The sequence below is a fragment of the Nocardia sp. NPDC041819 genome (assembly GCF_055590505.1).
This window is the reverse complement of the sequence record NZ_JBVJAP010000005.1, coordinates 133,987-146,505: the sequence shown is the minus strand read 5'-3', so window position 1 is coordinate 146,505 and position 12,519 is coordinate 133,987. Positions and strand designations below refer to the sequence as shown.

General features: G+C 67.7%; 12 protein-coding genes. 2 read left to right on the top strand and 10 right to left on the bottom strand.

The window, feature by feature from the left end; genetic code table 11:
• Positions 1-64: 64 nt before the first annotated feature.
• From ACZ6DL_RS17615 to ACZ6DL_RS17595, 5 genes are all read right to left on the bottom strand, one after another.
• Positions 65-1,048 (bottom strand): glycine betaine ABC transporter substrate-binding protein, encoded by a 984-nt coding sequence (locus tag ACZ6DL_RS17615; RefSeq protein ID WP_466052255.1) that lies wholly within the window; start codon positions 1,046-1,048, stop codon positions 65-67.
• A complete protein-coding gene (locus ACZ6DL_RS17610) occupies positions 1,045-1,782 on the bottom strand; it encodes an ABC transporter permease (protein WP_466052253.1) in 738 nt (245 codons plus the stop codon). Before ACZ6DL_RS17610 ends, ACZ6DL_RS17615 begins: the two co-directional genes overlap by 4 nt.
• Positions 1,779-3,053, bottom strand: coding sequence for an ATP-binding cassette domain-containing protein (locus tag ACZ6DL_RS17605; protein WP_466052251.1), 1,275 nt, complete (start codon positions 3,051-3,053; stop codon positions 1,779-1,781). The genes ACZ6DL_RS17610 and ACZ6DL_RS17605 overlap by 4 nt, the downstream gene beginning before the upstream one ends.
• On the bottom strand, positions 3,050-3,694 hold the full coding sequence (locus ACZ6DL_RS17600; protein ID WP_062970155.1) for an ABC transporter permease: 645 nt from the start codon (positions 3,692-3,694) through the stop codon (positions 3,050-3,052). Before ACZ6DL_RS17600 ends, ACZ6DL_RS17605 begins: the two co-directional genes overlap by 4 nt.
• 476 nt (positions 3,695-4,170) lie before the next feature.
• Positions 4,171-4,737 (bottom strand): TetR/AcrR family transcriptional regulator, encoded by a 567-nt coding sequence (locus tag ACZ6DL_RS17595; protein ID WP_466052248.1) that lies wholly within the window; start codon positions 4,735-4,737, stop codon positions 4,171-4,173.
• A 91-nt stretch (positions 4,738-4,828) separates the two neighbouring features.
• On the opposite strand from ACZ6DL_RS17595, the gene ACZ6DL_RS17590 reads away from it, so the two are divergent.
• Positions 4,829-5,767 (top strand): SDR family NAD(P)-dependent oxidoreductase, encoded by a 939-nt coding sequence (locus tag ACZ6DL_RS17590; protein ID WP_466052247.1) that lies wholly within the window; start codon positions 4,829-4,831, stop codon positions 5,765-5,767.
• Positions 5,768-5,813: 46 nt separating this feature from the next.
• On the opposite strand, the gene ACZ6DL_RS17585 is transcribed toward ACZ6DL_RS17590, so the two are convergent.
• The 5 genes from ACZ6DL_RS17585 to ACZ6DL_RS17565 all read right to left on the bottom strand — a co-directional run bounded on the left by ACZ6DL_RS17585 (position 5,814) and on the right by ACZ6DL_RS17565 (position 11,425).
• A complete protein-coding gene (locus ACZ6DL_RS17585; RefSeq protein ID WP_466052245.1) occupies positions 5,814-7,589 on the bottom strand; it encodes a hypothetical protein in 1,776 nt (591 codons plus the stop codon).
• A 272-nt stretch (positions 7,590-7,861) separates the two neighbouring features.
• Entirely contained in the window at positions 7,862-8,242 is a 381-nt protein-coding gene (locus ACZ6DL_RS17580) for a class I SAM-dependent methyltransferase (protein ID WP_466052243.1), read from the bottom strand.
• 18 nt (positions 8,243-8,260) lie between these two features.
• The gene (locus tag ACZ6DL_RS17575) at positions 8,261-10,036 is read right to left on the bottom strand and encodes a GMC oxidoreductase (protein ID WP_466052241.1); all 1,776 of its coding nucleotides are present in this window, start codon (positions 10,034-10,036) and stop codon (positions 8,261-8,263) included.
• The gene (locus ACZ6DL_RS17570) at positions 10,029-10,907 is read right to left on the bottom strand and encodes a hypothetical protein (RefSeq protein ID WP_466052239.1); all 879 of its coding nucleotides are present in this window, start codon (positions 10,905-10,907) and stop codon (positions 10,029-10,031) included. The genes ACZ6DL_RS17575 and ACZ6DL_RS17570 overlap by 8 nt, the downstream gene beginning before the upstream one ends.
• Before the next feature lie 164 nt (positions 10,908-11,071).
• Positions 11,072-11,425, bottom strand: coding sequence for a YrdB family protein (locus ACZ6DL_RS17565; RefSeq protein ID WP_466052237.1), 354 nt, complete (start codon positions 11,423-11,425; stop codon positions 11,072-11,074).
• A 351-nt stretch (positions 11,426-11,776) separates the two neighbouring features.
• On the opposite strand from ACZ6DL_RS17565, the gene ACZ6DL_RS17560 reads away from it, so the two are divergent.
• Positions 11,777-12,472, top strand: a complete 696-nt coding sequence (locus ACZ6DL_RS17560; RefSeq protein WP_466052235.1) for an NAD(P)-dependent oxidoreductase — start codon at positions 11,777-11,779, stop codon at positions 12,470-12,472.
• Positions 12,473-12,519 lie beyond the last annotated feature (47 nt).

Below are 12,519 nucleotides of genomic sequence, written 5' to 3'. Positions count from 1 at the left end.
CCGGGTCTTGCCGCAAGCCCCCGGGTGCGCTATAGATTGGGAGTGGAAAGAGGTTGACCGCCTTCTACCGGATCAGCTTCTCGCTCTTCAGCCAGTCGTAAGCGACGTCGGCCGGATCCTCGCCATCGATGTCTACGCGGCCGTTCAGGTCCTGCATCAGTTCGTCGGTGAGGTGCTCGGAAATCGTTCCGAGCAGAGTGCGTAACTGCGGATAGCGGTCGATGATCGCGCCGCGCACGACCGCTGTGCCGCTGTAGGGCAAGAAGAACTTCTCGTCGTCGTCGAGCACGACCAGATTCAGGTTCTTCACCCGGCCGTCGGTGGTGTAGATCATGCCGAAATTGCACGGGGTGCTTCTGGCCGTGGCCGTGTAGACGACACCGGCGTCCATCCGTGTGACGTTGCCGGACGGCACACCGTTCGGATCGTTGTAGGGGATTCCGTACTTCCGCAGCATCGGAATGAAACCGTCCGAGCGGCTGAAGAATTCGTCGTCGACGCAGAACGTCCGATCGGGGACGGGGAGCGCCGCCACGTCCGACAGCGACCGGACCTTCAGGCGTTCGGCGGTCGGCGTCGACGCGCCGAACGCGTAGGTGTCGTTGAACTCGGCAAGCGGCAGCCACTCCAGGTCGTGGTCGCGCTTCTCGATGTCGTGGACGCGCTGCCAGAGTTCGTTCGGGTCCGAAATCGTCTCGGTCTGGTTGTGGTAGTTGACCCAGCCGGTGCCGGTGTACTCCCAGAGCACGTCGGCGTCACCGTTGAGCTGGGCCTGCCGAGACGAGGCGGAACCCGGCGCCCCGGTCAGGTCGGTGACGTCCGCGCCAGCCGCGGCCAGGTAGGTCGCGGTGATCTTGCCCAGCAACACGCCCTCGGTGAAGCTCTTCGAGGTGACGACCAGCTTCGCCCCGTCCAGCGGCCGCGCCCCGTCCGGCAGCCGCGCGTCGTGGAAGGTTCCCGAGGAACTCACCAGGCCGCACCCGGCGAGCATCGCGGCTACGACGAGCGCGGACAGCACCGTGACCACTCGTGCTCGTGGCGATCTCATGAGATACCCCGTGGGGTCGCGGCCAGTTCCACCAGTCTGCCGAGCCAGTCGATGAGCAACGCCAGGAGCCCGACCAGAACCGCGCCGGAGACGAGCAGTTTCGGCAGGAAGAGGGTTACGCCGGTCGTGATCAGCGTGCCGAGGCTGGTCGCGCCGATGAACGTGCTCAGCGTCGCGGTGCCGACCAGGATCACCAGCGCGGTGCGCACCCCGTTGAGGATCACCGGCACCGCGAGCGGCAGCTCGACCTGGAACAGGGTGCGCGAAGCGGAATAACCGATGCCCCGCGACGCCTCGATCGTGCGCTGATCGACCTGCCGAAGCCCGACGATCGTGTTCTGCAGGATCGGCAGCACCGCGTACACGACGAGACCGACGATCGCCGTGCGGAATCCGGTGCCCAGCCAGAAGGTGAACAAGACGAGCAGGCCGACGGCTGGTGCGGCCTGGCCGACATTGGCGACATTGACGGCGATGGGCTCGAGCCGCTGAAACGCGGGCCGGGTCAGCGCGATGCCCAGCGGGATCGCGACGACCACCACGATCACCGTGGCCACCACGGTCAGCTTCACGTGCTGAAGGATCGTGGTCTGGAGGTTGGCCCAGCCGAGGGACGCCTTCTCCGTCGGCGTGAACGTCGTCGAGCGATACCAGATGACGTATCCGACGCCGATGACGAGGATGATGATCGGTTCGAACCACACGTCGAGCGGGACGCGGCGCAGGCGGCTCATGACTGCCCGGCCGATCCGGGTTCGTCGTCGGCGGCGACCACCGGGGTCGGCGCCGGGTCGGTTCCGTCGACGTAGGTCGTGTAGGAGAGGTCCTCCTCGTCGGCGCGCCCTTCGGCGAGCTTGTTCCGGATCACCTCCGTGACCGTGTCGATGCTGAGCGAGCCGAGGACCGCGCCGCGACCGTCGGTGACGAGCGCGGCGCCCTGGCTGGTGGCGAGCATGGCGTCGAGCGCGTCGTTGAGGGTCGAGGATCGTGCGACGACGGGCAATCGCCGATCGAGGTAGTCGGAGACCTCCGGTTTGGTCGCCAGCTCGCCGAGCGAGGGCCACGACCGCGGCCGTCCGGCCTCGTCGACGACGACGACCCAGGTCTGTCCTGCGGCCTTCGCGCGCTCGATCACGCTGTGCGCCGACTCGCCGACGCGAGCGGTGATCACCTCGTCGTAGGCGACGTCGCGCACCCGGGAGACGGTCAGATACGCCAGCTTCGCGCCGGAGCCGACGAACTCCTCCACGAACGGCGTGGCCGGATCGGTGAGGATCTCCTCGGGGCTCGCGTACTGCTCGACGTGACCCCCCTCGGACAGGATGAGCACCTTGTCGCCGAGCTTGGTCGCCTCCTCGAAGTCGTGGGTGACCAGCACGATGGTCTTACCGAGTTCGTGCTGGATCGCGATCAGGCTGTCCTGCAGGCGAACCCGGGTGATCGGGTCGACCGCGCCGAAGGGCTCGTCCATGAGCAATACCGGCGGGTCCGCCGCGAGCGCGCGCGCGACGCCGACCCGCTGCTGCTGTCCGCCGGACATGTCCTTCGGCAGCCGGTCGGCGAAGGTGCCCGGGTCGAGGCCGACCAGATCGAGCAGGTACTCGGTGCGTTCGGCGATCCGCTTCTTGTCCCACCCGAGCACCCGCGGGATGGCGCCGACGTTCTTGGCGACCGTCCAATGGGGGAACAGGCCACCGGACTGGATCACATACCCGATCGACTGTCGCAGCTTGTCGGGGTCCTCCCTGGTGACGTCGCGGCCGCCGATGAAGATCCGGCCCTCGGTCGGCTCGATCAGCCGGTTGATCATCTTCAGTGTGGTCGTCTTGCCACACCCGGACGGGCCGACGAACGCGACGATCTCGCCCGCCTCGATCTCCAGGTCGAGACGCTCCACCGCAGGCTTCTGCTGGCCCTTGTAGCGCTTGACGACCGAGTCCAGCTGGATGGACGCACCGGTGACGTTGCGCTCCGGTGCGGGCTGACTGGTCACATCGTCGGTCATGACAGTCCCTTTGCGATCGTGAGGCGTCCGAGCAGGACGAGGAGCGCGTCGAACACCAGCGCGATGATGACGATGAGGATGGTGCCGGTCAGTGCCATCTCCAGGGCGTTCGCGCCGCCTAGGCGGGAAAGGCCGTTGAAGATCAGCGATCCGAGGCCCGGTCCGAGGACATAGGCGACGATGGCGGCGACACCCACGATCATCTGAGTGGACACCCTGATGCCGGTGAGGATCACCGGCCAGGCGATCGGCAATTCGACGGTCAGCAGAATGCGCCAGCGCGAAAAGCCGATCCCGCGGGCGGATTCGACGACCGAGGCGGGCACCGACCGTAAACCCACGATCGCGTTGCCGATCACCGGCAACGCCGCGAAGAACGCGAGCATCACGAAGGACGGGACCACACCCAGTCCGAATGGGACCAGCAGGATCGCAAGCAGCGCCAGCGATGGGATCGTCAGCGCCACCCGGCTGGAGGTCAGCGAAAGCGCGGACAACAGCGGGAGCCGATATACGGCCACCGCGACAAGGACGGCGACGACCGTTCCGACCAAGACCGTCTGGAACGCCAAGGAGGCATGCTGATATGTGAGGAACGCAAGAACTTCGCCCCGCCCTCGGATGTAGTTCCATAGATTCACGGGATTCCCATCGTCAGCCGAAGATCAGGCCGTACCTGTCTGCGATCGGTCGTCCGGGGGCGCGAGCCGTCAAAGAGTAATCGATGCCGCGCGTTCGATTCCCGACGGCGCGCGGAAGGCGAATCGCCGGATAACACGGTCATTCATCACAGAGCCTTTCGCTCGAACCCGACGATCGGCTCAGAGAAAACCACGCTCACCCCGGCCCGGCCAGCATTACGGTCACCCGGATCGAAATAGGCGACTTCAGCGAAAAACCATGCGGGGGCTCGGTGCAGTGTCCGGGCTGCCGGGGTCGGTGCCGAAGGCGTGGCGGGTGACCCCGGCACGCGGATTTCAGGCGGGGGAGGGAGCCGCCGATGTGGTGGCGTTGCTCACTCCATTCGACGCAAGAGCGGGAGAGGCCCGTCGACTCGGGAGCGGGTCGGCGTCTGTGGCGGAGTGAGCACCCGGTGCCGCCCGCCTGCGGCCGGGGCTCAGGGGCGGGGACGTAAGCCGTCGACGAGCAGGTCGAGCAGGCGGCCCGCCTGTTCCCGGCGTTCGGCGTTCTCGGTGGCGAGCGAGACGCCGCTGAGGCCGACGAGCACGTCGTCGGGTGCGACGTCCGACCGCAGCGTTCCGGCCGACGCTCCGGCACGGAGCAGGGTGGTGACCGCGGCGGTCAGGCGGTCGCGACTTTCGGAGAACGGGTTGCCACCGGAGGCGATGAGTGCGCGCAGGGCGTCGCCCATCCCGCGTTTGGCGGTCATGTAGTCCACGAAACGGTCCATCCACGTGCGCAACGCCTGGTCCGGCGGGAGGGCGGTCAAGAGATCGTCGACCGAATCGCACAGCCGGGCGAGTTCGTTGCGGTAGGCGGCCTCGATGAGCGCCTCGCGGGTGGGGAAGTGGCGGTAGAGCGTGCCGATGCCGACGCCCGCTTCTCTGGCGATGGCTTCGAGCGTGACCTCCGGTCCTTCGTGGGAGAACGCGCGCACGGCGATCTCGAGCAACCGGTCTCGGTTGCGTCGCGCGTCGGCGCGCAGCGGGCGTGCGGATGTCATCGAGTCCTCCCGGGAACAAAGCGGAGGCTCCTCCGGTTACAGGAAGTACCGGAGTGTCCTCCGGTTCGAGTCTACCGAGATGGGACCTGTCATGACCGACCGAATCATCACCCCGTTCACCTCCGAGTCGACCGCCGCGGACGTGATCGCGGGGATCGACCTCACCGGGCGGCGGGCCATCGTCACCGGCGGCTCGTCCGGAATCGGGATCGAGACCGCGCGCGCGTTGGCCGGGGCCGGTGCCGAGGTGACCCTCGCGGTCCGCAACCTCGAAGCGGGGCGACGCACCGCGGCCGACATCGCCGGCACCACCGGTAACGAGCGGGTGCTGGTCGCTTCGCTCGATCTGTCCGATCAGGCGTCCGTCGCGGCGTTCGTGGCCGGATGGGATGGACCGCTGCACATGCTGATCAACAACGCCGGTGTGATGGCCGCGCCGCTGACGCGCACACCGCAGGGCTGGGAGTTGCAGTTCGCCACCAACCACCTCGGCCACTTCGCGCTGGCCACCGGCCTGCACGGGGCACTGGCCGCGGCGGGAGGTGCGCGCGTCGTGTCGGTGAGTTCCAGTGCGCATCATCGGTCACCGGTCGTCTTCGACGACATCCACTTCGAGCGCCGCCCCTATGATCCGTGGTCTGCCTACGGGCAGTCCAAGACGGCCAACGTGCTGTTCGCCGTGGAAGCGACCCGGCGATGGGCCGAAGAGGGCATCACGGCCAACGCGCTGATGCCCGGCGGAATCCGCACCAATCTGCAGCGCCACGTGTCCGACGAGGAACTCGCGCAGCTCCGAGCTGCCGCGGGCGGGGCGCGCATGATGTGGAAGACGCCGGAGCAGGGCGCGGCCACATCCGTTCTGGTCGCGACGTCGCCCTTGCTCGATGGTGTCGGGGGGCGCTACTTCGAGGACTGCGGCGAAGCCGAGCTCGGCGTGCTCAGCGCCCGTAACGGGGTCGCCGCGTACGCGCTCGATCCCGACGCCGCCGCCCGGTTGTGGCGGGTATCGAGCGAGATGCTGTCCGCCTGAGGCCACGCCTTCGGCGGGCTGGATTCTGCGGGCAGGGTGCGGGGGATCAGGGCCGATCGACGCGTTCGAGGGCGAAGCGGGCCAAATTGGTGGAGATGATCTCCGGTTGCCCGCCGGATTGTCTCGCGGCGGCGGTGAGCACGTCGATGTGGTGGTAGCCGGGGGCGGTCACCGTCTCGCCGTGACCACGCGCCCCGGCCGCGACGACCACCCCGGCGCCGCCGATCAGGTTGATCGTCGGATTGGCGAAGATACCGCCGGGGTGCGTGCGGTGGCGCGTGAGCTCGGGTGCCTGCGACTGGAAGACGTCGAACGCGAGTCTCATCGGGAAATACCACTCGGTGAAGTCCAGCGGTTGCGCCGCCAGGCTGCGCGAGAGATCCGCGATGTCGGTGACCTCATGGGTGGCGTCGGTGAACGGTACGCCGTGGCGGTCCGCCGCGCCCGCGGCCACGGCCGGGTCGTCGTAGTCGCGCCAGGTGTAGAGGGGGCCGTTCGGCTGATCCGGGATGGCTTTGCGGTCCGGGCCGAACAACATGCCGGTGAGGCCACGCAGCGCGGGTACCGCGGCGACGTCACCGGGAAGCGGGAAGTCCTTGTCCACGACGGTGCCGCCGTCGAAGAAGCCGAATCCGGCTTGCAACAGCGCCAGCGGCTGAGAGTTGGCGTCGAGGAACGCTCCGAGCGCGGCGGCATTGGTGATCCGGAAATCGCGCACCGACGGCGAGCCGGTGGCGGCGGCCGCCACATTCCGCGACACCAGGACACGGTAGGTGGCTTCCTGGTTGAGGCTGCTGGGAACGTAAGTCGCCAAATCGGATTCGGTGTCGGGCGCGAGATACGCGGCCAGCCCCGCGATGCCGAGCAGGTTCATCGTCTCCGGATTGATGACCGCGGGCAGGGCCAGTACGCGGGGGATCACACCGCCGTCGAGGGCGGCCTCGGCCGCGGCGGAGCCGATGCCGCCGACGGAGAGGTCGAGGATGTCGGGGATGCCGTTGAGGGCGGACAGCGAGGTGTCTATCGAGGAGTCGAGGGCGAAATAACCGGCGCACTGGTCGGCGCCCGCCACACCGCCGAAATCCCATTCGGCGAAGAACGCGGTGAGCACTCCGCCCAGGGAATGGCCACCGCACAGCGTCTTTCGCTTGCGCGATGCCGGATCCGGCAGTTCGGCGGTGAGCAGATCGTATTGGTCCTGCACCGTTTGCGCCACGCCGACCCGCCCGAGCCACCCGAGCTGCTCGTTCGGCACCACGCCGCCGAAGCGGCGGCCGTCGATATCGGCACCGCGATAGTAGTAGTCGATCGCGAGGTGCACGTCGCGCGATGCGAGACCGGCCCGCATGCCGAGATGGTCCTCCAGGCAGTTGGAGCGACGATCCAACGCCCAGAACTCCAGATGCCTGCCCTGCTTCGCCGCCGCGGCAACGGCATTGCGCGCGACGCTGTCGAACGCGCCGGCGCCTTCGAAGATCCCCGGTTGCGCCACCAGAACGGCGTCGGCGTCCGCCGAGCGGGCCGGGCCCGCGGTATCCCGGTAGCGCAGATACGACAGCCGGTCGCAGGCGGGTGGATGCGGCCCGACCGACTCCGGCAAGGGAATGCGCAGAGTTACAACGGATTCCGCCACGGTTGTGATCGGCGATGAGGAAGCGACCGCTGTCTCGGTACGTTCCGGTCCGTTCGGCTGCGCCGTCGCGCTCGGCGCCGCGATCGCGACGACCAGCGCGGTGGTCACCATGCCGGATTTCAGGAAACGCAGAACACCGTCACGATGTCTGCCGAACCGAGCGTGGCTCGTCAACGATTGTGCCGACATCGACGACCTCTCGTCACGACAGCGGAGCAGCTGTGTCACCGGCACATTCGGTGTCGGCGCGATGAAACATAAGGCGACCCCCACCGGCTGTCAACGTCGGTCGAAGCGCCTAAGAAACCTCCCAAAACGCTGGCGGTCGGCTCTGTGGCACAACCCATATGCGTCGAGGCCGAGCAGTCGCCTCGCGGACTTGGCCGTTCGCGCCCAGCCGCGAGTCCGACGCCGGAACCGGTGTTCCGGCGCCTCTCGGGCTCAGGACCTGACGGCATGGATCACCCGCAGGCCTCCGGGACCGATGTCGTCATGGTGTACGCGCACCCCGCCGCGTGGCACTCGAGCCTGGGCAGCGCGCCGCGCAAGTCGCCGTGCACGGGATGGACGACAGGGGCGACTCCGCACCGCGTCGCGTGCCGACCGAGTTCTTCGAGCAGTGCCGTACTGGTGTCGACCGCGGTCACCGAGCCGTAGCCGAGGCGAGTGAGGGCCAATGCCTGCGGGCCGGGCCCGCTGCCCAAATCGAAGGTGATGGCGCGCTCTTGCGGTGGGGCGGCGAGTCCGAAGCGGCGGAGCAGGCCGGTCTGCGCGCCCCGGCCTCGGGAAATCTGTGCCCTCCGATCCGCGCCGCGGCAGACCCGGTCTGACTGCGCATCCATCCGACAAGGTCGGATGTCTCACAGCCCCAGCTGGGCCATGCGCGCCGTGATGCGCGGATCGGTGGTGACGACGGGGGACTCCTTGTCGACCCAGGTGTCACCGCCGAAGTAGATACCGAAGATCTTCTCGGCGGTCCGGGTGGCGAGCGCCTGGCTGGACAGGGTCGGGTTCGGGCCGCCGAGGGCGTTGGGGAGCGCGGAATTGTCCGCGATGAACAGCCGCTGGACCCAGCGGGCCTGCCCGTCGGGGTCGAGCACCGAGTTCGCGGGGGACGCGCCCATCCGCATCGAGGAGTGCACGTGCAGCAGCAGTGGCGCCCAGTCCATCCGGAAAACCTTTCTGGCGCCGGCCGCGCGCATGATCTCCGCCGCGCGTGCGGCCATGAACTCCCGGTTCGCGATGGTCTGCGGCTTGCGCTGCCGCCGTGCCACATCGAGCTTGGCGGGCGCGCCGTTCTCGTCGGCGGGAAACAGCGACAAGGTGACCCGGTTGCGGGGCTCGACGTGGTCGTCGGTGAGAACCAGGAAGTTGAGCAGGTGGTCGATCCCGTCGGTCAGCAATTCGATCAGTTCCTCGCCGATCAGGCGGCCCGCGCGCCCGTCCCATGGGCCCGACGGCCCGCGACCGTTGTCGTACATGCCCCGAATCCCGCTGTCGGACAGGCACATCGTGAAAGCCTGGATCGCCGGGGTGAGGCCGACGTTCTCGATGCCGCCGTGACCGGGGAAGTCGATGCGGGCCGAAGAGTTGGCTCCCTTGGAGTTACCGGTGTACTCGTCGAAACTGCCGATGACCCAGTCGAGAAAGTGGTCGGTGTGCCCGCGCCCCACCCAGTCGTTGGGGTTGGGCAGTCCGCTGTTGAGCCACAGTCGTGGGCTCTGGGTCGTTCCGGCCGCCAGCACCACCACGCGAGCGTCCTCGGTGAACTCCGCGCCGCTGCTGTTCTCCCGCCAGCTGACGCCTGTCGCGACCACCGCACCGCCACGCTCCTCCCAGTTGATGGCCCGCACGAACGAATCGGCGCGCAGCTCGACCGGCCTGCCGCCGGGCCGCACCGCGTCGGCCGCCAAGCCCAGCGGCACATAGCTGTTGTCGGTCGAGCGTTTGGCGAACAAGTTGCGTGGGGCGTGGACCGGCTCGTAGCAGCCTTGGAAGCAATGCCCGCAGAAGGTGCAGCCGGTGGCGGCCGGATAGGTCAGCAGATCGGTGCGGTCGCTGCGCCCTGCGTTGCCACCCGGTTGCAGGATGGCGTTCTGTTGCGGCCGGAAGGAGGCCTCGGTGGTCGTGCGCGACGTCTGCACCGGGAGGCCGACGTTCTCGCAGCCACGGAATGTGAGACTTTCCTTGGTTCCCATCGCCGCCGTCTGCACGGGAAGTGTTGTCTCCACCCACTCCAGATACGGCACGAACTCCTCGTAGGCGAACGGGAATTCGTGCGCACGATCATAGGCGGCCGCGTCCGGGCCCGAATAACCCTGGAAGACGCCGGGAAACGGCCGTGGGCAATTGCCGAAATAGTGAGCGGTGGTGCCTCCGACACCGGACAGTTCCCATACGAACAAATTGTTCGCCCACTCCCGGAACCAAGCCGGTTTGCCGCGATCTTGCGGACCGAACCGCAAGAAGCCGTCGTTGGGGTTGTTCGCGTCGTTCTCCGCGTGCGACCACTGCTCGCGCGGTGCGGCATGACGCGGCCCCGCCTCCAGCATCAGCACGTCCAGCCCGCGCCCGGCCAGCTCCGCGGCGACCACGGGACCACCGCCACCGGCCCCGATCACGATGACATCACGCATATGCGGGTACCTCCGTGCGGCCCTGGTAGTAACCGATCAGATCCGGATGACCCTCGACCAACCCATCCGGCCGGTAGCCGGTGAGGTCCCACGACGGCGGGCGCGCCGCGACGGTGCGCGTCACCGGATCGAACATCTCCAGCTCCGAGTACACGCCGAAGGCCGTGCCCTCCAGCAGAATTCCGCCCGCGAACCGGAGGAAGCCGGTGCCCGAGCCACGCAACGGCCCCGGCAGACCGCCATCGATGAGGGAGACGAGCTCCGGCAGCGGCCGCTCGACCAACTCGATCACCCGGCACTTGTCGCGCAGGCTCAACCGGGCGAACGGGGAACCGAGCGGCCCGACCAGGGAGCCGGGCGCCACCAGCAGTGCGCCGAAGGTCAGTACCAGCGCGACCAGCACCGACAACGGCAGCGTCCGATCGGAGTAAACGTACCCGAGCGCCTGGTCGATGGTCCGGCCCTGCTCGGGAGACACCCCCAGCAGCAGCGGTGCCGGAATGCCGAGATCGTTCAATCCCGCGGCGAGCGCCGAGGCCAGCGGCCTGGTCAGCTGGTCACCCGCGGCCAGGTAGCGATCGAACAGTTCCACCATGAACTCGCCGCCACCCACCTCGATCGGCCCCGGGCCCGGCTGCGGCGTGCCCTGCACCCGCGACCACTCGTCCGGCCCAGGGAACACCATCACGCATACTGCGCGAACCGTGTCCAAGATGAAGGCGTCGACAGCGGCGAACGGTCCTGCCGGTTGTGCCTGCGCCTCGGTGGGCGCCGTCGCCGACCCCACACTCGCGGCGGCGGCGAAACCTGCCGCGTACGCGAGGAAATCGCGACGATCGAAAATTGTTGGGGCGATTCTCTCGTCCGGCATCCTGGCCCCCTGCGCCCGAAGTCCGAATAATTGTTGGTGGCGACGATATCGACGTGATACACGCCACTCGTCGCGATTCGTGGAATATGTTCCACCATCCAAATCGAAGAGCAGACGAATTGTGAAGCGCACCAGAGATTCCGGCCATGGCCCGGCCTTCGGGACTACACCTGATTCCACGCCAGACGCAGTACGCCGTTGACGAGATAGCAGGCGAACAGGATGGCGGCCGGTGGTAGGGAAGTGGCGCCGTAGAGCGCCACCGCACCGGCGCCGAACCACGCCGATTCGAAGAGCATCCGAGCTGGGCCGTGCAGCGGGAAGGTGGCATTGCTCCCGCCGCCGGCTGCGAACAGCCCCCACAGCACCCCCAGGAGCACCGGCGCGCCGATGCCTGCCGCCACCTTGATCGGCCACTGCGCATTCGCGGTGAAACCCCAGTATCCGGCACTCGCCAGCACGCTCAGTTCCAGGATGAACATCAGGACGGCATTGAGCGCTTTGACAGTGCTGAACATAGCTACCTCCAGTGACTACCGCTCGTTCTAGAGAGCAATGCTCTCATTGGGTAGGCGGCAGGTCAAGCGGCGGTCGTGTCCGATGAGCCTGCGCGGCACCGATCCATGCCGGGGCCCGCCCGGTCATCGGAATTGTGCGGCTACCTCGCCGATCGCCCTTCGCCTGTGCGGACGGGAGTGCCGTGACGCACGTCATAGGACCGCCCTGTTACTCGGGCGCTGTCGCAGACGTCTAGTGGTCGTCCAGTTACTCGGAAAGGCTGACGTGTAGCCAGTAGAGGCGCTCGGCGCGCTGCCCGCAGTTTCCTGGACGTTTGCAACAGGTGTGGAAACCAGGAAAGGACAGTCGTCATGCGTATCACGGTCTTCGGAGCCAATGGTCCTACCGGCCGCCTGCTCACCGGACAGGCGCTGGACGCCGGTCATCAGGTCACCGCGGTCACCCGGCAGCCGGATTCCTTTCCGCTGCGGCATGATCGGCTCGAGGTGGCCGGTGCCGACGTGCTCGATCCGGCGGCCGTCGACGCCGTAGTGGCCGGGCGGGACGCGGTGCTGTCGACACTCGGAGTGCCCGCGGGGAAAGAACCGATCACCACCTACTCGCGCGGTGTGGCCAATATGGTCGCCGCGATGGATCGGCACCGGGTACGCCGGCTGGCCGTGGTCAGCTCGAGTGGGGTCGAGCCGCACTCGTACTCCGACGGGGGGTTCCTCTTCAACCGGATACTGCTGCCCTACGTGACGCGGGTGCTGGGCAAGACGCTGTACGACGACATGCGGCGGATGGAAGCGCTGGTCCGCGCCAGCGGCCTGGACTGGACGATCGTGCGCCCGAGCGGGCTCTACCACCTGCCGTCGGTCACCGACTACACCATCGTGGACGGCCACGCCGACAGCAGGTTCACCGCCCGTGCGGACCTGGCCGCGAGCATGCTGGCCCTGCTGGACGACGACCGTTACCTCCGGGCCACCGTCAGCGTCGTCACCACCGACGACAACCCCACCTTGCTCCAGTGGATCCGCGGCGAAGCACTCGCCAACAGATGAATGATTCGGCCCTTGTTCGCCGACGCGCGATGCGGAACTGGACATGA

Excerpts from the sequence above, each read along its gene's own strand:
- ACZ6DL_RS17590 (WP_466052247.1), top strand. The coding sequence starts at position 4,829 with ATGACCGACCGAATCATCACCCCGTTCACCTCCGAGTCGACCGCCGCG.
- ACZ6DL_RS17610 (WP_466052253.1), bottom strand. The coding sequence starts at position 1,782 with ATGAGCCGCCTGCGCCGCGTCCCGCTCGACGTGTGGTTCGAACCGATC.
- ACZ6DL_RS17560 (WP_466052235.1), top strand. The coding sequence starts at position 11,777 with ATGCGTATCACGGTCTTCGGAGCCAATGGTCCTACCGGCCGCCTGCTC.
- ACZ6DL_RS17585 (WP_466052245.1), bottom strand. The coding sequence starts at position 7,589 with ATGTCGGCACAATCGTTGACGAGCCACGCTCGGTTCGGCAGACATCGT.
- ACZ6DL_RS17570 (WP_466052239.1), bottom strand. The coding sequence starts at position 10,907 with ATGCCGGACGAGAGAATCGCCCCAACAATTTTCGATCGTCGCGATTTC.
- ACZ6DL_RS17580 (WP_466052243.1), bottom strand. The coding sequence starts at position 8,242 with ATGGATGCGCAGTCAGACCGGGTCTGCCGCGGCGCGGATCGGAGGGCA.
- ACZ6DL_RS17575 (WP_466052241.1), bottom strand. The coding sequence starts at position 10,036 with ATGCGTGATGTCATCGTGATCGGGGCCGGTGGCGGTGGTCCCGTGGTC.
- ACZ6DL_RS17565 (WP_466052237.1), bottom strand. The coding sequence starts at position 11,425 with ATGTTCAGCACTGTCAAAGCGCTCAATGCCGTCCTGATGTTCATCCTG.
- ACZ6DL_RS17595 (WP_466052248.1), bottom strand. The coding sequence starts at position 4,737 with ATGACATCCGCACGCCCGCTGCGCGCCGACGCGCGACGCAACCGAGAC.
- ACZ6DL_RS17605 (WP_466052251.1), bottom strand. The coding sequence starts at position 3,053 with ATGACCGACGATGTGACCAGTCAGCCCGCACCGGAGCGCAACGTCACC.
- ACZ6DL_RS17615 (WP_466052255.1), bottom strand. The coding sequence starts at position 1,048 with ATGAGATCGCCACGAGCACGAGTGGTCACGGTGCTGTCCGCGCTCGTC.